This window comes from Pseudoalteromonas sp. BMB (assembly GCF_001709235.1).
GTDB lineage: Bacteria > Pseudomonadota > Gammaproteobacteria > Enterobacterales > Alteromonadaceae > Pseudoalteromonas > Pseudoalteromonas maricaloris.
The window spans coordinates 75,294-93,847 of record NZ_MBQA01000177.1 but is presented as its reverse complement, the minus strand read 5'-3'; the positions used below and the strand labels follow the sequence as shown (position 1 = coordinate 93,847).

Below are 18,554 nucleotides of genomic sequence, written 5' to 3'. Positions count from 1 at the left end.
AAAGGGCAGCGCTTGACTGGCATTTCTACTGTGTTATCACCTGACTTACATAGAATAACTATGCTACGCAGGCTCTGCCTTGTATAAATACCAGTCAAACTGCTGCAAAAACAAACTTGAAAGATCAACAGGCCCTAGTTGCATTACATTTGTAACTGGTGTTCTGCCTTACATGTGGTTGATAATAGCTTTGATTTGTATTATTACTACCTTAAGGAAAAGAACATGAAGTCACTATTATTTGGGTTACTCACGCTTGGGATTGTCACATCAGCACAAGCCTCACAGCCTGAAAGCCAGCTTGAACCTCAATTTTCAACACAATCAATGACGGGCGATTTCGCTTGGTTTAACGCGCCATCGCAAACCTGTAGTCGGATCCGCAGCATGATGTACTATCGTCATCCTGGCAACGATCACCTAACGCCTATATCTGTGCCTGTGATTTATACCGGTGGAGAGTGTTGGTCTACTGGCAGGACAACATCTAGCCAAGGTCCAAAGGAAATGTATACGCAGGTTTCAGATATCATTCATCAGCAATTTTCGAATGTGGAACATAACTACAAAGAGTTGACGACCGATATCGTCAATAATATTGCCGCACAATCTAGCTCAAATAAAGTAAGCCACACGACTAGTCTCTACGGCACTATGCATATGAAAATCGCAGGTAGAGTCGATGCACAAAATAAAGTACCGGTGTTGATCGATGGCTTCGATTTGAAGTCTTACGCTAAGTTTCGTAAGAAGCAGCTTGGGATGAATATTTATATCCATGTCTATATTAACAACGAAAATGTCACCATCAAAGGTAAGTATGATGTACGTACCCAGCAGCTTGAGTTAGATCCTTTAATTTCTAGCTTTAAGCCTGTGGTGACGACAAAAGTAGAGTTGCCGTGGATCCTCGATTTGATAGATACTTTGACTCCAGGGATTTTTGACAAGCTTTATACAGAATTTAGCCGTATTGTGATTGATGTGTTTGAATTCTTGGGTGTGGATATGAGCGAAGATATTCCGCAGGTCATTAAACACAACGCCCAGTTAATCAATTCAGGTGTTGTTCCGCTTAAAGGCTTAGATACCTTAAGACCTGGTGATACTGCGAATTTAGAAATGGAAGTAATGCGTGGGCATTTGCGGATTAAAGATGGCCGCACTAGTTTTTATGTATTTGCTATACCTATGTTGCCGTAAGCCGTAAGCCGTAAGCCATAAGCCGAACGCAATCTATTGCGTTCGGCACACAAGTTTAGTGCTTTAAATTTGTCGCAAAATGGCTTTCAAACTTTGCAATTTTAGGGGCAATCATCACACTGCAATAGCCTTGGTTTGGGTTTTCAGTGTAATAATCTTGGTGATAGTGCTCAGCAGGATAAAATTCAGGCGCTGGGCTAACTTCAGTCACTATTTTTTCACTTAACTGGCTTTGAAGCTGCGCAATACAATCTTGAGTTTGTTGCTGTTGCTGCTGGTCATGATAAAACACCACACTGCGGTACTGAGTACCAATGTCGTTACCTTGGCGGTTCAACTGCGTTGGGTCATGCAGAGTAAAAAACATAGTAAGCAAAGTATCAAAGCTGACAATATCGGCATCAAATTGCAGTTGGACTACCTCAGCATGGCCACTGTCTCCCCGACATATCATTTGATAGGTGGGATTATCTGTGTGGCCACCTGTGTAACCTGACTGCACTGACTCAACGCCATTGACGCGGCGAAATGCCGCATCAATACACCAAAAACAACCACCACCAAAAGTTGCGGTTTGTAAATTTGCCATTATACCTCCTGCTCAGGATGTTGTTTCGACTGCTCCTCAAGACGTTTTGTCGTCTCTTCTGGAGATTGCGTCTTCTTAGCTAGTAAAGTATAGGCGGTTGGGATAACAAACAAGGTTAAAATGGTGGCAACACTGACACCGGCAAAAATCACGACACCGATCACCATGCGGCTTTCGAACCCAGGACCTGTTGCAAACACAAGAGGGATGGAGCTCATTACGGTCGTTAGCGAGGTCATAATAATAGGTCGTAATCGCTGCGCTGCAGCATCAACAATGGCTTGTTCGAAGGCAATGCCTTTGTCACGCAATTGGTTAGCAAATTCCACGATTAAGATACCGTTTTTGGCGCTAAGGCCAATCAACATGACAATACCAATTTGGCTATAAATGTTGAGCGTGCTGTCGGTGATAAACAATCCATACATTGCACCAACTAAACCCAGCGGTACGGTGAGCATGATAACCAGTGGATGGACAAAGCTTTCAAACTGTGCGGCTAATACCAAGAACGTAACGGTGAGCGCCAGAATAAACACATAGGTCATCGCTGATGCACCTTCATAAAACAGCTGTGACTCGCCTTTGTAGTCGATGGCGCCGTCGATATCATTCTCTTCGGCGGCAACTTTATTTAAAAAGTCGAGCGCTTGCTCCAGTGTATAGTCGCCAGCGAGGTTTGCCGTGATAGTGATTGCGCGCATACGGTTGTAGCGGTTTAATCGAGAAGCTGTGGCTTCTTCTTTTATGGTGATCAAACTGTCTAATGGCACGAGCTCATCGCTACGAGATTTCACATAAATATCAGAAATATTATCTGGGGCAGAGAAGTCGGCTTTGGTGCCTTTTAAGATCACATCGTATTCTTCACCGCGGTCAATAAAGGTGGTAACACGACGTTGTCCCAGCATGGTTTCTAGCGTTTGGCCGATGGCACTTACCGACACGCCTAAATCTGCGGCTTTGGTTTTATCAATGCTTATCAAAAACTGTGGGAAGGTTTCTTTGTAATCGTGATCGAGACGAACCAGTCCTTTATTTTCTCGTGCGCGTTCTAGAATGCGATCGCGCCATGCAGCTAACTCATCGTAGTCGTTACCTTGCAGTACAAACTCAATGGGACGTGAGTTACCGCCGCCGCCAATACCACGGCGCATAATAGCAAAGGCGCGAATATCTGTAACGTCTTGCATTTTACCGCTGATCTCATCCATGACTTCCCAAGTAGAGCGTTTTCGCTCATCCCAGTCTGGCATGCCGATAATAGCAACACCGCCTTGACCACCCCAACCAGGCACCCGAATAAGCACGCGGCTAAGTTCCTCTGAGTCTACATAAGGTAGTAGGCGCTCTTCAATTTTTGCCATATTTTGCGAGTTGTTTTCGTAGCTTGCCCCTTCTGGGCCATTCATCATAACGAAGAAAGTACCGCGGTCTTCTTTTGGTGTCAGTTCAGACGGGATCTGTTTAAACAGGCTATAGCTGGTAAAACCCGCCAGTGCCAACATCACAATCAGGCTATATTTGCGCGATAAGTTGTCTTGTAAAACTCGGCGATACCCTTGTTCTAGTCGTCCAAATTGACGGTCCATCCACTGACTAAAGCGGTTTTCTTTATTGCTGGGCTTTAATACTTTGGAGCAAAGGGCAGGAGACAAGGTCAACGCGGTAATACTGGAAAACAGCACCGCAGCACTTACTGCAAAGGCAAACTCGGTAAATAGGGCGCCAATACGACCATCCATAAAGACTAAGGGAATAAACACGGCAACCAAAACCAGCGTTGTCGCAATGATGGCAAAGCCTACTTCTCGCGCGCCACGGTAGGCTGCCAGTAACTTGGGTTCGCCAAGCTCGATGCGGCGGTAGATATTTTCTAGCATTACAATGGCGTCATCGACCACAAGGCCGATGGCAAGCACAAGTGCAAGCAGCGTCAGCAAGTTGATAGAATACCCCATGGCCAGTAAGAACATAAAGGTTGCAACTAAGGCTACCGGCACGGTAACAGCAGGGATCAGCGTAGCGCGGATATTGCCAAGGAAGATGTAGATAACGAGTACTACCAACGCCATGGCAATCGCAAGTGTGCTGTATACTTCAGCAATGGACTCACGGATAAAAATAGAAGAATCGTAGCTGTCTTCTATGGTGGTGCCTTGAGGCAGGTTGCGTTTTATTTTTTCAAGCTCTTTACGAGCGTTGTCGACCACTTCTAGCGTATTGGCTTTGGCTTGCTTAACAACACCAAGGCCAATCATATTTTTACCATTACCACGGAAGGTACTTTCGTCGTCAGCGGCTTCAAGTACCACCTGCGCGACTTCACCAAGTCGCACCAAATAACCTTGTTCACCGCGCTTAATCACCAGATTGTCAAAGTCTTCTTGAGTCTTATAGCTTCTGGCAATACGAACAGAAAAATCACGGTCAACGGATTCAATTTCGCCAGCGGGTAATTCTACGTTTTCTCTGCGTAGCACTTGTTCAATATCACTGCTTGTGACTCCACGAGCGGCCATCGCCTTTCGGTCTAGCCAAATTTTCATGGCGTATTGACGCTCACCGCCAATGCGTACATTTGATACGCCATCAACAACTGCCAGACGGTCAACGATAAAGCGCTGGGCGTAGTCTGAAAGCTGCAAGGTATCCATGGTTTCGCTATTGAGTACAAACCAAGCGATAGGGCTTTCATCGCTGTTTGATTTCGATACTTCAGGCGGCCTAACTTGTTCTGGTAGTCTATCCAGCGCACGAGAAACGCGCTCACGTACATCATTTGCAGCAGCGTCGATATCACGATCGATATTAAATTCGATAGTGATATTGGAGCTACCGTTGCGGCTACTAGAATTTATGCTTTTGATCCCTTCGATCCCCGAAATCCGGTTTTCTAGTACTTGGGTGATCTTGGTTTCTACTACTTCCGCTGATGCGCCTGTGTAGTTAGTGCTTACACTGACTATTGGAGTTTCAATATCAGGGTATTCGCGCAGCGGTAACATAGTAAATGCCACTAAGCCAAAGGTCAGCAGCAGTAAGTTAATGACGATCGCGAAGATCGGGCGCTTTACCGCCGTATCAGTGATTCTCACGTCGCCTTACCCCTTTACTTCGACTTTTGAGCCTGAGCGGATCTTCAAGGTGCCTTCCGTGATCACTTGTTGCCCTTCTGTAAGCCCTTCATCGATAGCAACCCAGCCGCTAAAGCGAGTTTGCAGGTGTACTTCGCGTTGTTGCGCTTTACCTTGGTCGTCAATGACAAATACAAAATGTTTGTCTTGTCTTGGAATGATGCTTTTTTCTGGCACCACAAGGGCTTGTAATCGAGCTAGTTCAAGTCCCATATGTAGTAGCATACCTGGGCGAAGTTTATGGTCTAGATTGGTGAAGCTCGCTGTCACTCGTACCGAGCGCGTTTGTTCATTAATACGCGGGTCAATATGGGAGACCTTACCGGTAAATAGTTGCTCTGGGTAAGCTTCGCTTTGTGCATTCACTTGCATACCAAGCTGTAGTTGCGCTAGGTATTTTTCTGGTACCTGAAAATCCACTTTAATGATGCTAATGTCATCGAGTGTGGTGATCACTGTATTGTTGTTTACGAAGCTACCAATGGAGACATTTCGAGTACCCAGTAATCCATCGAATGGCGCATAAATGGTCATCTCGGCGAGTTTTGTTTTAGTGGCTTCCAATTGTGCCGTTAAGGTGTCTACCTTTGCTGATTGTGCTTCTAGTTGAGAGCGAGCCGCCGATTGAGTTTTTGCTAGGTCTTTAAGGCGGTTTAGTTGTCTAATTTCTTCTTTTAGCGTCACTTTCAGCGCTTCGATATCGAGTTTCTCTTCGGCATCACGCAACTGGACTAGCTTATCGCCTTGTTTTACTACGTCTCCGTCATCGAAATATAGGGCTGCCACGTAGTCGCTTTGGGCGCTACTCACGTTGATTGCTTGATTTGCTCTAGCGGAACCAATAGAGTGAACAGCAATAATACGTTCTTCTTTGGCTACAGTATGAGCTTGAACGGAGGTTACGGGTGCCGAGTTGCCACTCATCTTGCCTTCCGAGGCTGGTAAATATAAATAGCCGCTGATAACGACTAGCACTACAATGATAAAAGGAAACAGTGCTTTTCCTGATTGATGACGCATAAAAGTGACCCAGATTATAATTTGTCTCTAGTTTACAAAATTAAAGGCTAACAAAGTCTACGGCATATCCTGTAAATTTGTGCATTAAACGAAAATGTAATTCAATTTAAGTGTTTGTACCTAAATTAAATATTATGAAACACAGTCATTCATGTAAACGATGCATCACAATACGTAAATTAGTCGCATGGGCGATCATCATGTATATCTTTTATGTCTGGTATACCCATGCTTGAAGCAAAACTACGTGCAACCGCTGATCGCAATGGCGTTGAATTTATGCTGGTTGGTGCAATTGGATTGGTTGTTATCATGCTTTTTGTCAACTTGCGTGGTACAGCTATTACTATTGTAGAAATATTTCTTGCCAGCGCCATGTTAGTGGCTATTTTTGTTGGCTTTCTTAAAAGTCAGCAACCATATTTTAGTTTATACTTTACAGAACAAGAGTTTAGGTATGTGCATAAATATGGAGCTTGGCCGCTATCCATTGTAAACTTCCACTCCAGCGGCATTCCCAAAGTTCAACAAGGTGTTGAAACACTTGAGTTAAATGCAGTTGGTATTAAACTTAATGATATTGATGCGTTTTTATTAAATTTAACACCTCGACTTGCGGGTAAATTATTGATCGAACAGCGGCATATTTTTTTACAAGCTGTTAAAATGCATTGCGAAAATGGCAACTGCCCATCTGAATGGTTGATAGAAGAAACCGTTTTTCGCTCCAAGGCGGGAAAAGAATATACTGGTTTAATGGCAATGTTTGCAAACCGGATGGATAATTTAAAGACAGTGACGGGATATGATTTATTGATCCCCGCGACTGCCTTAGACAGGGATATTTGGCAATTTTCAGTCATGTTAAACCGCTGGAAACTTAACCCTAAAGAGGTGGTAAAAGCATTGTTAGAAGAACAAACCACCTACTGAAGATGTAACAGGATACACCAATATGAGCTTAGAAACGGCCTATATTAAAAGTGGGCGTAATACCATTATTCACAAAGAGAAGAAGTTAGATCTTGTGATTGTAAATGGTGAAGCACACCCAAAAATCAAGGTGACTGCAAATGGTTTGGTGCCTTTTAAGGAAGACTTACCTAGAAATCGAAGAGAAGCTAAAGAGCGTTATTTAGAGGTCGTCCACGTTTCGAGTATTGATGTATTTGGTGAAGTAAAGCGGTTGTTGTTTATTCAGGCTTTAGACGGCCGAGAATATAAAATAGATTACAGTAAAGTTGGCACTAAGTTGTTCGTGCGAATACATCAAGAGAGTTATCTATAATTCATAAGGAATAATATGAATGCATTCAAGGGAAGTTGGGTTGTACTTGCGCTAATATTAACGGGTTGTGGCGGAGGCTCTGGGAGTGATGAACCGAGCCAAGTCAGCGCATCGGTTAACGCGGGTGCTGATGTCCAAGTAACTGAAAAAACAGAAGTCACCTTGAATGCACAAGCATCACCTGCAGGTGGTACTTTTAACTGGCAAGTAATCTCTGGTGCAAACGTCAGTGAATTTCCAATCACAGAGCAACAAGCCGCTTTTGTTGCGCCGGATATCAAAGCCGATGTCAATTTACTTATTCAGGTTGATTATGTTGCGCCTGATGGCAGTCTTGCAAGCGACCAAGTGACGGTTGCTATCAAATCTAACAATCAATTACCTATACCAAGTATCAGCCAAACAGCACCGGAAACATTACCAGCCAAATATAAAGATACTATTGTCCTTAGTGGCGCAGGCTCCTCCGATCCAGATGAAAATGGCCAAGTGGTTGCTTATCAGTGGCAGCAAGTAAGTGGTCCCACAACAATACAGCCAACGGGCTTGAATACAGCTACTTTATCTTTTGTCCATCCATTATTGGCGAGCTCTCAGGCGTCAATCTGGCAGTTGACGGTTACCGATGATGAAGGCGGACAAGCCAGTACCCAGTTTACCCTTGGGCTACTTGCGAATTCGGATGTGGTAGTGGCAGATGCTGGGAGCGACCAGCAAGTGCAAGAGTTTGATGAAGTCACGCTTGATGGTTCAAACAGTGATACTGTATCTGGTCAGAAACAGTGTGTATGGCGGCAAGTGACGTCTGGCACTCAGATAGCATTAAGTTCTGTTACCGGGTGTTCAACAACTTTTAATGCTCCCGATCAAAATATTTTGTCGCAAGTGGAATTTGAGCTGACCATTACTGACTCGCAAAACCGCTCTGCTACCGACACCGTGCGCATTGATATCGAGAAAAAGCCATTAGGTAAACTAAACGATAGTGGTCAAACCGCGTGTTATAACAATACGGATGCGATCACCTGTAGTATGACGCAGTTTACGGCTCAAGATGCGCAGCGTGGGCGTGATAATTTTGCCACTCAGGTGGCGAAAGAAGGCGGTGGTCGAGCAGGTTTTGACTTTACCAAACTAAATCGCTTTGCGGATGAACTGCCTGATGACGCTACGGACTTTGCTTGCGTTCGTGATAACGTCACAGGACTGATTTGGGAAGTAAAAGAAGCAAGTTCGGGTACATTACCAAATACTTCTTCTCGCAACGCACAAAATAGTTATACCTGGTATGTTGAGGTAGACGGAGCAATTGCCGAGGGGAGTGTTCAGGCCGCCGCAAATACAACCTGCCCGCAGGATAGTCATTGTGGTATTCAAGCTTTGATTGATGAAGTGAATAATCCAGCCATTGGAGAGCAAAGTTACTGTGGTGGTAACAATTGGCGCTTACCAACTTATATGGAACTACTTGGACTACTAGATTACGGCAGTGCAAGTACCGCGGTGATAGATGAAGCGCTTTTCCCTAACTTACCTAGCACAACCACGCTTGGCCATCGCTATTACTGGACCTTGCAGTCGAGTTTAGATGGTACCGGTGGCACGCTGAGAAGAGCTTATGTTATCGATATGGATACGGGCAATGATTTTGCAGTAGAAAAGTCTAGCAGCGCATTTGTTAGGTTGGTAAGGAACCCTTAGGGAGCGTGGTATGAAAATTATTGCAACTATACTATTTACTTTGTCATTTACGGCTGTTTGCCAAGCGCAAACTTGCGTTGGTACCGGCTCCAATACCAGCCGCTATACGATAAACAGTAACGGTACTGTGCTCGATAGCCAAACGGGATTGATGTGGCAGCGCTGCAACTTTGGGCAAAGTTACAACGCAACTGCTCAAAGCTGTGAAGACAATGCTCAGCAACTTACTTGGCAGCAGGCATTGGTGGTTGCCAACGAAGACCAATTTGCAGGGTTTACAGACTGGCAAGTGCCTAACGTTAAAGAACTGGCCAGTATTGTGTATCACGAGTGTGTGACTCCAGCAATAAACATAACGGTATTTCCAACGACCAAAAGTAATAATTATTGGTCGGCAACGACCCAAACGAACCAACCTCAGTTTGCTTGGGTGTATCAGTTTGCTGATGGTAAAAATAATCCAACCATTAAAACTGCGGATGCCTTCGTCAGGTTAGTAAGATACTATCAATAGCCCTTATTAGTGGTATTGCTACTGCCCTTGATGCTAATGAGGATGGATCTCTAATATTGCCAGTCAGACACAGCTTGTTACTTTCATCCGTCTAAAATGGCTTTGGGATTGTTTGATATTTTGGTACTCTCCTGAAGCACCCCTTTCTCGTCTTACATTCTGCACACAGGAGGCCATATGAATCGATTACTCAGCGCGATAGCCTTGTCTTGTGCCGTATTGACGTCTTCTGCTCATGCTAACAATAAGTGCGATGTTGAACTTGGGCATGGTCTTATCATCACTGACAACGAAATTCGTATCGTTGATGATGGTCAGACCCGGATTCAAATCAACAATGATAGCCAGCTTTTTATTCTAGGTCGCTGGATTGAGTTAGATCAGGAAGGGGAGAGAGTTGTGCGCGAGTACTCTCTAGGAATACGGGACACTGTTCCTGAGCTGGTCAATCTGGCGACCGATGGCGTCAACCTCGGATTGAGTGCGATTGAGCAGGTGGTTGAGGGGATGTCCGACAAAGAACCTGAAGTGCTCAAAACGCAGTTGCAATACGTTGAACGTGCGCTGATGGATAAGTTTAAGCGTGGAGATGATTTCTTTTTTATCGCACCACAGTCACTTTCTAAAATTGATGATTTCTTTACTAAAGAGATCAGTCAAAAAATTCACTCTGCTGTTCATGGTTCGTTGGGCTCTATTTTAGTCTCTTTGGGGGATGCGTTTAAATCTCGCGAAGGGAATATCGAAGATCGCATTAACGATATGGGACAACGCATGGAGATTATTTCGAAAGAGATAGATAAATCGCTGCAGAAAAAGGCCCATCAATTAGAAGAAAAAGCGGCAGAATATTGCGAGTGCTTAAACACCTTAGATCAAACGGAAGAAAAACTGCAGCGCATAGTACCAGAGCTAGTTGCTTACGATCTTGTCCAGATCCGCTCATAATCCATAGCAACTTTTGGCATTGTCTCGGCTGAGTTTATGCCAAGTTGACGATATGCCTATCACGTCTAAATAATCCTGCCATATTTGCCAATAGCTTTTTTGCATAAGAGAAACCGGATAATTCGAACCTAGCATTAGGCTCTCTTCTCCTGCATGTGTGATTAAGTGAGTAAGCCACTCAGAGAGTGTTAGTGGGTTTGCTAACATTTCGTGGCCAGAGCACTTGATCATGACATTATTAAGCGCTCCAATGTGCCTTAATATATTTGTACAAGGACTGTTAGCGTCAATAAAACCAGCATGGTTAAATACGATTTTAAGGTCAGCTTTTTGTTCTGCAAGTTGTAATAAAAGGTCGACTTTTTCGCTTTGTTTAAATTCTAATTGCGCCTCAAAATGTAGTCCATGCTCGGCAAGACAGGTGAGATTTTCGAGCACGAAAGGCGCAGATAAACGTTGGCTGTCACTGCCTTCGGTGATGTCTCTTATCGCCACGAGATGAGGATGTGCTAACTGTGCTATAGCTGCGCTAAATTGCTCAGGCGTCGCGTTAATAGGGGCGTAACCGACGGCTTTAAAAGGAAAGCTGCCAAGTTCCTGAGTTAACCAATGTAATTCGTTGATGGGATTGTGATTATCAAAACCGGCTTCCACATGCACTAAGGCTTCGAGTGTAAACTGTGCATGGTGGGGGAGACTTGTAAGGGTATGGTTCTGCCTTATTTTTTCCAGATTAGGCCAAGCCGGCGGGTTGTGCTTGAGCCAAGAATATTGTCCTAACGCTAAATCGAAAAAGTGTAGGTGGCTATCAATAATTCTCAGACTCATCACGCATTCCTTTTTTACTGTGCGGTATAACCGCCATCAATGCTTTGTAGGCTACCTGTGATAAAACTCGCATCCTCACTTAGCAAGAAAGCGACCAGCGCAGCAACCTCTTGCGGTTGCCCTAATCTACCCAATGGTTGCAACTGGGCTTCTTCTGCAACGATTTCTGCTTTATCAGCGCCGCTGCGCGCGCAGTAACTATCAATGGCATGATGGAATAACGGAGTTTCAATTGTGCCAGGGCACACTGCATTCGCGCGAATGTTAAATTTGGCGTAATCCAATGCTGTGGTTTTCGCCATCGAAGCAAGCGCACATTTAGAAAGGTTGTAAGCGAAAGAGTTAGGTTTACCAATAACTGCCTGATCCGAAGACATCAATACGATGCTACCGCTACCTTGTGATTTCATGCTTGGTAATACGGCTTGAATGGCAGCGTAAGCGCCTTTCACATTTAATGCAAAAAGGGCATCAAATGTGGCTTCGTCGGTATCTTCGATTGTAGCACTCAGATGTTTCCCCGCGTTTGAAACGAGTGCATCTATTTTCCCTGTTTCTGCGACTATATCTGCAATTGCTGCTTTTACATCGGCGACTTTACTGACGTCACAATGGCGAAAAATCCCTTGTTCACTGGGCTGAATATCGAGGTTATAAACGGTATATTGTTGCGATAGCAGCTTATTGACAATGGCGGCGCCAATGCCAAAGCTGCCACCAGTAACGATGGCAACTTGGTTCATCATTAGTGTCCGCAACCGCCAGCAGCGTGTACGTGACCGTGTGAAATTTCTTCTGCAGTTGCTTCGCGTACAGAAAGGATCTCAACATCAAACGTTAGCGTTTTGCCTGCAAATGGGTGGTTTAAGTCGCAATCCGCATTAAAGCGTCCTACTTTTACCACCTTAACCTGATGACGACCTTGGTTTGAATCGACAATAGCAGTCATGCCTGGCTTCCAAACTTTGCTATCACCAAGACCTTGAAGGTGCTTAATAGGAATGCGCTGTACTAGACCTTCTTGATATTCTCCATAAGCTTGCTCTGGCGTTAAAGTTACCGTAAAGCTATCGCCACCGGTTTTACCTTCAAGTTCACTTTCAAGACCTGGTAGCATGCCTTCAGTACCGTGCAGGTAGTTTAGTGGCTCGCCTTCTTTGCTTGATTCGATTTGGCTGTCACCTTCGTGAAGTGTGTAGTGAAACTCTACCACTGTGTTCTTTGCAATTTGCATAAGTAAACCTTAAATAAATAGTGTTCGGTGACGCCATTTAGCATCCACCTGTAAAGCGTGTAGTTTACGTGAGTGCGCTTCTTGGACGCAAGTCTATCCCTTTAATTTGGGCTCTCACTTTGCTTTGGCTTGCCATGGCGCAGTATTGATTGGAGCGCTTCAATGCTAGAGATTGAGGAGCTAGCTGGTTGAGTCTTATTGCTTTTTGGTGCAGCAGGTGCTGGTAAAAACACCATTAACACTTTGCCAGGTTTTAATAGACTCTGTGCCGTGAGTGAATTCCAATTTAATAAATCTTTTACCGCGACCTTGTAGTGACGGCTGATAGTCCACAACGACTCGCCTTGTTTTATGGTGTGGTGATGTTCCACTTGAGGTATGGGCTTGGCTTTTATTTCTTTAATATAAGGGCTTACGTCATAGTCGATAAGTAAGTCTAACTGCTCATTACTCTCGGAAACTAATAGCTTTTCGCCAACTCGGATCAAATCAGAGCGCTTATTGTTTAGCGCTTTTAGTGCACTAACACTCATTCCCGCATTTAACGCGATGCGGTAGAGTGTGTCGTTAGCTTTGACTGTGTAGCCTTGGCTGAAGTTTTCCCTGAAAAATGCACTTTTCAACAATGCTTGCTCGGATAATGGTAATAACACTTTGTGCGGACCGTTTGGCGAGCTTCTATGTTTTAAGATCCCTTGATTGAGTGCGTATAGTTGACGCTTTTTGATACCACTGAGTTTAGCCAGTTGATTGACGTCAAATTGCTGTCCAATATCAAGTATCGACGTAGTGGCCTTGTTGGGCAAACTTGGTATCTTAAAACCCTTGGGTGAGGTTTTTAGTAAGTGGCTGAGTGCTAAGAGTTTGGGCACGTAGTCTGCGGTTTCTTTTGGTAATGTTAAGTGCCAAAAGTGGGTCGACTTTCCTGCTTTTCTATTTTTTGCGATGGCCTTTTTGACGCGCCCTTCACCACTATTGTAGGCTGCAAGCGCGTGTAGCCAGTCGCCATCAAAGCGTTCATGCAAATACAGCAAATAATCAAGCGCGGCGTCAGTCGATGCTAACACATCCTGTCGACCGTCATACCATTCGTCTTTCTTGATGCCGAAATGGTAGGCAGTGGCATCCACTAGTTGCCAAACTCCAACAGCATTTTGTTGCGATTTGGCCTTTGGTCTAAAGTCACTTTCGACAAAAGGGAGTAATGCGATTTCAATAGGAAGACCTTTGCGCTCTACCTTTTTTACTACGTGATAAAAGTAGGGGGCGGCGCGCTTATTTACCACATTGAGATAATTAGGCTGTGATAAATACCATTTTATGCGCTTATCAAGCCTTGGGTGAGATGCAGTATTAAAACTGAGCTTTTGGCGTATGTGTTGCCATAAATCATCGTCTCTGAGGGGAGCTTTAACGGTCGTGATTTTGGGGGGGGCTACCTCAACTATAGCAGGAGACGTGACTGGCTTTTCTACGGGCACTTGAGTGAGAGCCGACAAAATGGCTTGCCTGCTCACCTGTGGACTGCTACTGCTTTTACACCCAGAGAGCATGGTTAATAATATTAACCCACTCAGCTGTATTAATACTCTGTTCATCCTTTAACTATACCGAGAGGTTAAGTTTTATTCAAAATTTCTTTGCTGCTGAAAGTGCTGCCACTGCAATAACGCGCGTTGCTGCATGTGTTTATCTGGATATAAAATACTTATCTTTTCAACCACTTGATGAGTATCTTGTAACGCTAATAAAGCCAAAAATTGTGCTGGAGTGGTCAGCATTTCAGGACGGTAGGGTTTTCCTGTTGCTGGTAATATCCAATCGAGTGCATAGCGATTAAAGTGAATAATCGCTTGTTGCCACTGTGTAGTATGCGGTAAATGCGCAAGTGGGATCTGATCGACGCTATAACCTGCTATCAAGCCTTGATATTTTGGCAGATAAACACTGATGTCATGACCGCTAAAGCCCGTGACTTGAGTAAGCTCAACCACTACACCTCCTAGCTCCACGGTTTTAGGCGCGTTACCAATGGCTTTACTCGATGGCGCTTGTGTGGCGAACTTGGACCACGTTGCAATTCTACTTTTTGCCAGTGCAAGTTTGGCTTGCCACTTTGGCCGTTCACTAGGTTCTAGAGACGCGATACGATTTTCACTAAGCATGACGCTTTGGTTAAAAAGCTCAAGCTGTGAGTGAAAGGCAGTCGTCAATGCGTTGGCTGATGTTGCCGTTGGACTTAGCCATTGTAAATTTGGATAAGCATGCTTGAGTAGCACTATGCTGGTGTCTTGTTTGATATCGGCATGCAAAGAGATTACGTAACAAAGCGGAACGGTGAGGCGTTTTTCTAACTCGTGGATCAAGGCTTCAGTGGTGACAAGATCGCCATGTATGGATGTTAACAGTGCACACTGTTTGCCGATAACTAAAGCTTGATTGGGCTGTAAAGCGCTATCTTTTCCTTGGATAAAATAAACCGCGTCATTGACTTTATGGAACCGATTAGCATTGGCGGCGGTGCTTTTAAAACTTGCCGCCAATAGAATGATAGCCCAAATAAGAGAGATGCTACGTAAGATAGGTTTGCTCCAGTATGTCGGCATTATTCGCCTGCTGGCAGCACTAACTTGTCGATGAGCGTGGAAACGAACTCTGCGTCTTGCTGTTGTTTTGCTTCCAATGCTTGTAAATCATGACAAAGGTGTAGGGCTGCGAGTAGTAAAGCATTGTGATCATTGCGAACAGTTGAACGTTTACGCATTTCTTCTACACGTCGGTCTAAAAGCGCTACGGCGTTATGCAGCGCTTCTTCTTGATCTGGCGCACATGCAAATTGATGTGACTTGCCAAGTAACGTCACTGTTACTTGGTTATTCTGCTCAGACATTAGCTAGCCTGTTGAGTTTGCAACTTATCAAGTAGGCCAGATAAAGATGAACTAAATTCTTTTTGCTTTTCTTCGCTTTCTAGCATTTCAAGCTGTAGGGTTTCATTTTCATCGATGAGTTTTTGATTTTGTTCTTTCAGTGCCGAAACTTCCGATTTTAACTGGTTATTTTGGCTCAAAAGTTGGTCAATCAACTGGTCGAGTTTTTGGAGATCTTGGTTATTCATAAATGCGCTCATATGACTGTGATTTGTCATGCAAATGTAAAACAAAGCGGCTAAGGATGCTAGTGTTTACGCGACTTTCTGCTGATTTTTCTCAACTTTTAAGAGATAATGCCGATATTGGAATATTTTGTTCAGAAGTGATTCAGTCTAAAGTTAAAAATTGATGAATCATTGCTCAAATTTAGCTCAGGTTTATTTCACCTGTGTTGTTATTATTTTTATCAAGGCGGGGTTATGCTCAGTTACCGACATTCTTTTCATGCAGGAAACCCTGCCGATGTGATCAAACATTTAGTATTGGCAGAAGCTTTGTCATACATGGCTAAAAAAGATAAGCCGTACGATTACGTGGATACGCACTCTGGCGCTGGTTTTTTTGAGCTAGCGAGTAGTGATGCACAAAAAACTCAGGAGTATCTGCAAGGCATCGCTAAGCTGTGGAATTATTCAGGATCCGTGTCGGCAATTAGCGACTATGTGGCACTAATCAAGTCTTTTAACGAAGGCGATAAATTAAGCCATTATCCCGGCTCTCCTAAGGTGGCGGAGAATTTCTTACGCCGTCAAGATAACGGCTGGTTTTTTGAGCTGCATCCAAAAGATCTTGAGCTGTTAAAGCAAAATACGGCACATAAAAAATCACTGCGCGTCACTGGGAGTGATGGTTTTAAAGGGCTGTTAGGATTGGTGCCTCCAGCTTCACGCAGAGCCTGCGTGCTGATGGATCCTCCATATGAAATCAAATCCGATTATGATGTTGCGGTTAAAAGCATTATAAAAGCGCACAAGAAGTTTGATTCCGGCGTGTATATGATCTGGTACCCCGTTGTTGACCGTGAACGCATTGATGCAATGGAGTCGAGCCTGATTGAATCTGGAGTGCGTAATATCCAAGTGTTTGAACTTGCCACCCGGGCAGATACCCAAGAACGAGGCATGACGGCTTCTGGTATGATGGTGATCAATCCACCTTGGACCTTAAAGAAAACCATGGATCAAGTGTTGCCTGAGCTGGTTTCGTTATTGGCTGAGGATGACGGTGCGTTTTATCGCAGTATTCAATTAGTAGAAGAATAGTAAAAATAAACTGCTAAGCTACCTAGGGCCAGTTTACCTTTCAAGTTTGTTTTTGCAGCAGTTTGATTGGTATTTGTACAAGGCAGAGCCTGCGTAGCATAGTTATTCTATGTGAGTCAGGCGAGAACACAGTAGAAATGCTAATCAAGCGCTGCCCTTTGGGTTCACCTGAGTGCGCTTTGTTCATTGTTGCTCAACTTTTGCCTAGATTACTAGGCGGCAAGTCGAGCGTCGCGACCAAGACACACTCAGGAGAACAAAAATCAAACAGCAAAGATCAACAGGCCCTAGTCGATCAGGTATTGAAGATACTTAGCAGTTTATCTTGGGGCGTGTTAGCTTGCGCTAGTTACTTCTTAACAAACTTCGTTAAAATAACGATGTTTTGACCTTCTACACGGCCTTCAATATGCTCTGGGTTTGAAGGCGAAAGACGAATGTTACGTACCGCAGTGCCGCGTTTTGCAACTAGGCTACTACCTTTAACATCCAAGTCTTTAATCAAAGTCACTGTGTCACCAGCGCTCAGTTTCACCCCGTTACTGTCTAGGTGAACAAGGTCGTCATCCTCTGCAAGTGCTTGATCTGCCCATGCTCGAGTCTCATCTTCTAGATACAGCATGTCTAATGCATCTTGAGCCCAACCATTATCTGGCGCGAGGCGTTTAAGCATACGGTAGGCAACAACCTGAACGGCAGGAACTTGGCTCCACATACTATCGTTTAAACAGTGCCAATGGTTGGCTTCTAAATCCTGTTGACCTTCAACCTGTGGTTTGCACTGGCTACAAAGATAAACACATTTGTCAGAATGCGCCTCGGCGACTGGTGGTACTTCGTATACTTCGAGACCATCCGTTGAGGTACATAGCTCACATTGATTGTTACTGCGCTCAGCAAGCGCGGCAGCGATAGTCATAATGATTTCCCAAGCTGTAAAAGCGTCATTATACCAAATGCGTCAATTGATGCTCAATTTATGGGAAGAATTTATGCGTATAACTTGATCTATGTCCAGAGCAGAGGTTATCTGCCACCTTTTGCGTGTATAGGTAGTTGGGAAATATACTGCTGTTCTATTTTTTCGATTTCACCTGAGAGTTTGAGTTGTGCGATAGCTTGATTTATCCGCTTAAGTAATCCTTGATGCTTAGCTAACAGGCGTAGCTGCAACATCCCTTCTGAATGTAGTTGGTTGAAGCTAAATGCAATACCAAGTTGTTCTGACCAATATAATGCGGGTAAATCACCAATGATAATATGCTCAATCCGACGTAAGTTTAGGGCTTGCAGTAGCTCTTTTTCGGATGCGAAATCAACCCGCTCGAATAGTTGGTCATCATGGTAGTAGTAGCCTCTCACTGTACCGACTTCGATACCAGATAGGGTTAATACCGGTGGTTGAGACTGACGAGTAACAACGTACTCTTTAATAGGAAGGATAGGATCTGAGTAGATAAATCTATCATCTTGCTTTTGCTGTTCGTTCAACCAATCTGGACTGATGATATCAAAATCAATGTGCTGCTTTTCTAGATAAAAGTTTGTGCGTTTCGCTGGGAGAAGCAGATTTTCGCCTCTGATTTTTGCCTTAACCAAAATGGCTTCTACCATTTCTGGCAGGATCCCGGGCGCATCTTCGCTGTGAGTAAAATAAGGGTAAAAGCTTCCCGAGCCACTTAAACTGTACTTTAAGTAGGGGACTTGTTCTGCCTTAGTCAAACCGGCAAAGGCGAATAACCAGACGATCAAAACTTGCTTCATGCACTCATCTTAGCTTAACTTTTCTTAGACAGGCAAGCCGCTGGCGTTCTGTGAATTAAAAGCTTACTCTTTATAGGGGCTTAGTTTAATAAGTTGGTAACTTTTAGTTATAAGTGTTGTAAAATAGCGAAACT

General features: G+C 44.2%; 20 protein-coding genes. 8 read left to right on the top strand and 12 right to left on the bottom strand.

Annotation, left to right across the window (positions count from 1 at the left end; all coding sequences use genetic code 11):
• Positions 1-225: 225 nt before the first annotated feature.
• Positions 226-1,203 (top strand): hypothetical protein, encoded by a 978-nt coding sequence (locus BB427_RS16075; protein WP_069021859.1) that lies wholly within the window; start codon positions 226-228, stop codon positions 1,201-1,203.
• Between the two features lie 55 nt (positions 1,204-1,258).
• Here BB427_RS16075 and msrA read toward each other — a convergent pair whose 3' ends face one another.
• The 3 genes from msrA to BB427_RS16060 are packed head-to-tail and all read right to left on the bottom strand — an operon-like array spanning position 1,259 to position 5,949.
• Positions 1,259-1,792 (bottom strand): peptide-methionine (S)-S-oxide reductase MsrA, encoded by a 534-nt coding sequence (gene msrA, locus BB427_RS16070; protein WP_069021858.1) that lies wholly within the window; start codon positions 1,790-1,792, stop codon positions 1,259-1,261.
• Positions 1,792-4,890 carry an efflux RND transporter permease subunit gene (locus BB427_RS16065; protein WP_017218429.1) on the bottom strand — a complete coding sequence of 1,033 codons (3,099 nt, stop codon included), beginning with the start codon at positions 4,888-4,890 and terminating at the stop codon, positions 1,792-1,794. The genes msrA and BB427_RS16065 overlap by 1 nt, the downstream gene beginning before the upstream one ends.
• A gap of 6 nt (positions 4,891-4,896) precedes the next feature.
• The gene (locus tag BB427_RS16060) at positions 4,897-5,949 is read right to left on the bottom strand and encodes an efflux RND transporter periplasmic adaptor subunit (RefSeq protein ID WP_045990559.1); all 1,053 of its coding nucleotides are present in this window, start codon (positions 5,947-5,949) and stop codon (positions 4,897-4,899) included.
• A gap of 213 nt (positions 5,950-6,162) precedes the next feature.
• On the opposite strand from BB427_RS16060, the gene BB427_RS16055 reads away from it, so the two are divergent.
• The 5 genes from BB427_RS16055 to BB427_RS16035 all read left to right on the top strand — a co-directional run bounded on the left by BB427_RS16055 (position 6,163) and on the right by BB427_RS16035 (position 10,400).
• Positions 6,163-6,882: a DUF2982 domain-containing protein gene (locus tag BB427_RS16055; RefSeq protein ID WP_026001024.1), complete on the top strand. Its 720-nt coding sequence runs from the start codon at positions 6,163-6,165 to the stop codon at positions 6,880-6,882.
• Between the two features lie 22 nt (positions 6,883-6,904).
• Complete coding sequence (locus BB427_RS16050) at positions 6,905-7,237, top strand: hypothetical protein (protein WP_010607140.1); 333 nt, start codon at positions 6,905-6,907, stop codon at positions 7,235-7,237.
• A 15-nt stretch (positions 7,238-7,252) separates the two neighbouring features.
• Positions 7,253-8,938, top strand: a complete 1,686-nt coding sequence (locus BB427_RS16045) for an Lcl C-terminal domain-containing protein (protein ID WP_069021855.1) — start codon at positions 7,253-7,255, stop codon at positions 8,936-8,938.
• 10 nt (positions 8,939-8,948) lie between these two features.
• Entirely contained in the window at positions 8,949-9,452 is a 504-nt protein-coding gene (locus BB427_RS16040) for an Lcl C-terminal domain-containing protein (RefSeq protein WP_069021854.1), read from the top strand.
• A 177-nt stretch (positions 9,453-9,629) separates the two neighbouring features.
• Positions 9,630-10,400 carry a YggN family protein gene (locus BB427_RS16035; protein ID WP_039492770.1) on the top strand — a complete coding sequence of 257 codons (771 nt, stop codon included), beginning with the start codon at positions 9,630-9,632 and terminating at the stop codon, positions 10,398-10,400.
• Here the strand turns inward: BB427_RS16035 and BB427_RS16030 are convergent.
• The 7 genes from BB427_RS16030 to BB427_RS16000 form a co-directional block, all read right to left on the bottom strand.
• The gene (locus tag BB427_RS16030; protein ID WP_069021852.1) at positions 10,395-11,228 is read right to left on the bottom strand and encodes an amidohydrolase family protein; all 834 of its coding nucleotides are present in this window, start codon (positions 11,226-11,228) and stop codon (positions 10,395-10,397) included. The two genes, BB427_RS16035 and BB427_RS16030, sit on opposite strands and share 6 nt — an antisense overlap.
• A 14-nt stretch (positions 11,229-11,242) precedes the next feature.
• Complete coding sequence (locus BB427_RS16025; RefSeq protein ID WP_069021865.1) at positions 11,243-11,971, bottom strand: SDR family NAD(P)-dependent oxidoreductase; 729 nt, start codon at positions 11,969-11,971, stop codon at positions 11,243-11,245.
• Positions 11,972-11,973: 2 nt separating this feature from the next.
• Positions 11,974-12,462: an FKBP-type peptidyl-prolyl cis-trans isomerase gene (locus BB427_RS16020; RefSeq protein ID WP_010607145.1), complete on the bottom strand. Its 489-nt coding sequence runs from the start codon at positions 12,460-12,462 to the stop codon at positions 11,974-11,976.
• A 101-nt stretch (positions 12,463-12,563) separates the two neighbouring features.
• Positions 12,564-14,060, bottom strand: coding sequence for a LysM peptidoglycan-binding domain-containing protein (locus tag BB427_RS16015; RefSeq protein WP_441295580.1), 1,497 nt, complete (start codon positions 14,058-14,060; stop codon positions 12,564-12,566).
• Between the two features lie 27 nt (positions 14,061-14,087).
• Positions 14,088-15,068 (bottom strand): hypothetical protein, encoded by a 981-nt coding sequence (locus BB427_RS16010; RefSeq protein ID WP_069021850.1) that lies wholly within the window; start codon positions 15,066-15,068, stop codon positions 14,088-14,090.
• On the bottom strand, positions 15,068-15,352 hold the full coding sequence (locus BB427_RS16005) for a cell division protein ZapA (protein WP_010607148.1): 285 nt from the start codon (positions 15,350-15,352) through the stop codon (positions 15,068-15,070). The genes BB427_RS16010 and BB427_RS16005 overlap by 1 nt, the downstream gene beginning before the upstream one ends.
• Positions 15,352-15,579, bottom strand: coding sequence for a hypothetical protein (locus tag BB427_RS16000; protein WP_010374211.1), 228 nt, complete (start codon positions 15,577-15,579; stop codon positions 15,352-15,354). Before BB427_RS16000 ends, BB427_RS16005 begins: the two co-directional genes overlap by 1 nt.
• A 234-nt stretch (positions 15,580-15,813) precedes the next feature.
• Between BB427_RS16000 and BB427_RS15995 the strand changes: the two genes are divergently transcribed.
• Both BB427_RS15995 and BB427_RS24905 read left to right on the top strand, forming a co-directional pair.
• Positions 15,814-16,656 (top strand): 23S rRNA (adenine(2030)-N(6))-methyltransferase RlmJ, encoded by an 843-nt coding sequence (locus BB427_RS15995; protein ID WP_045990553.1) that lies wholly within the window; start codon positions 15,814-15,816, stop codon positions 16,654-16,656.
• A 137-nt stretch (positions 16,657-16,793) separates the two neighbouring features.
• Positions 16,794-17,045, top strand: a complete 252-nt coding sequence (locus tag BB427_RS24905) for a hypothetical protein (protein WP_083229898.1) — start codon at positions 16,794-16,796, stop codon at positions 17,043-17,045.
• Here BB427_RS24905 and BB427_RS15990 read toward each other — a convergent pair.
• Positions 17,006-17,575, bottom strand: coding sequence for a PhnA domain-containing protein (locus tag BB427_RS15990; protein ID WP_010374208.1), 570 nt, complete (start codon positions 17,573-17,575; stop codon positions 17,006-17,008). The two genes, BB427_RS24905 and BB427_RS15990, sit on opposite strands and share 40 nt — an antisense overlap.
• A gap of 107 nt (positions 17,576-17,682) precedes the next feature.
• Positions 17,683-18,420 carry a substrate-binding periplasmic protein gene (locus BB427_RS15985; protein WP_069021848.1) on the bottom strand — a complete coding sequence of 246 codons (738 nt, stop codon included), beginning with the start codon at positions 18,418-18,420 and terminating at the stop codon, positions 17,683-17,685.
• Positions 18,421-18,554: the final 134 nt, after the last annotated feature.

Excerpts from the sequence above, each read along its gene's own strand:
- BB427_RS15990 (WP_010374208.1), bottom strand. The coding sequence starts at position 17,575 with ATGACTATCGCTGCCGCGCTTGCTGAGCGCAGTAACAATCAATGTGAG.
- BB427_RS16005 (WP_010607148.1), bottom strand. The coding sequence starts at position 15,352 with ATGTCTGAGCAGAATAACCAAGTAACAGTGACGTTACTTGGCAAGTCA.
- BB427_RS15985 (WP_069021848.1), bottom strand. The coding sequence starts at position 18,420 with ATGAAGCAAGTTTTGATCGTCTGGTTATTCGCCTTTGCCGGTTTGACT.
- BB427_RS16040 (WP_069021854.1), top strand. The coding sequence starts at position 8,949 with ATGAAAATTATTGCAACTATACTATTTACTTTGTCATTTACGGCTGTT.
- BB427_RS16035 (WP_039492770.1), top strand. The coding sequence starts at position 9,630 with ATGAATCGATTACTCAGCGCGATAGCCTTGTCTTGTGCCGTATTGACG.
- BB427_RS24905 (WP_083229898.1), top strand. The coding sequence starts at position 16,794 with ATGCTAATCAAGCGCTGCCCTTTGGGTTCACCTGAGTGCGCTTTGTTC.
- BB427_RS16020 (WP_010607145.1), bottom strand. The coding sequence starts at position 12,462 with ATGCAAATTGCAAAGAACACAGTGGTAGAGTTTCACTACACACTTCAC.
- BB427_RS16045 (WP_069021855.1), top strand. The coding sequence starts at position 7,253 with ATGAATGCATTCAAGGGAAGTTGGGTTGTACTTGCGCTAATATTAACG.
- BB427_RS16055 (WP_026001024.1), top strand. The coding sequence starts at position 6,163 with ATGTCTGGTATACCCATGCTTGAAGCAAAACTACGTGCAACCGCTGAT.
- BB427_RS15995 (WP_045990553.1), top strand. The coding sequence starts at position 15,814 with ATGCTCAGTTACCGACATTCTTTTCATGCAGGAAACCCTGCCGATGTG.
- BB427_RS16050 (WP_010607140.1), top strand. The coding sequence starts at position 6,905 with ATGAGCTTAGAAACGGCCTATATTAAAAGTGGGCGTAATACCATTATT.
- BB427_RS16015 (WP_441295580.1), bottom strand. The coding sequence starts at position 14,060 with ATGAACAGAGTATTAATACAGCTGAGTGGGTTAATATTATTAACCATG.
- BB427_RS16030 (WP_069021852.1), bottom strand. The coding sequence starts at position 11,228 with ATGAGTCTGAGAATTATTGATAGCCACCTACACTTTTTCGATTTAGCG.
- BB427_RS16060 (WP_045990559.1), bottom strand. The coding sequence starts at position 5,949 with ATGCGTCATCAATCAGGAAAAGCACTGTTTCCTTTTATCATTGTAGTG.
- BB427_RS16075 (WP_069021859.1), top strand. The coding sequence starts at position 226 with ATGAAGTCACTATTATTTGGGTTACTCACGCTTGGGATTGTCACATCA.
- BB427_RS16000 (WP_010374211.1), bottom strand. The coding sequence starts at position 15,579 with ATGAATAACCAAGATCTCCAAAAACTCGACCAGTTGATTGACCAACTT.
- BB427_RS16025 (WP_069021865.1), bottom strand. The coding sequence starts at position 11,971 with ATGAACCAAGTTGCCATCGTTACTGGTGGCAGCTTTGGCATTGGCGCC.
- BB427_RS16010 (WP_069021850.1), bottom strand. The coding sequence starts at position 15,068 with ATGCCGACATACTGGAGCAAACCTATCTTACGTAGCATCTCTCTTATT.
- msrA (WP_069021858.1), bottom strand. The coding sequence starts at position 1,792 with ATGGCAAATTTACAAACCGCAACTTTTGGTGGTGGTTGTTTTTGGTGT.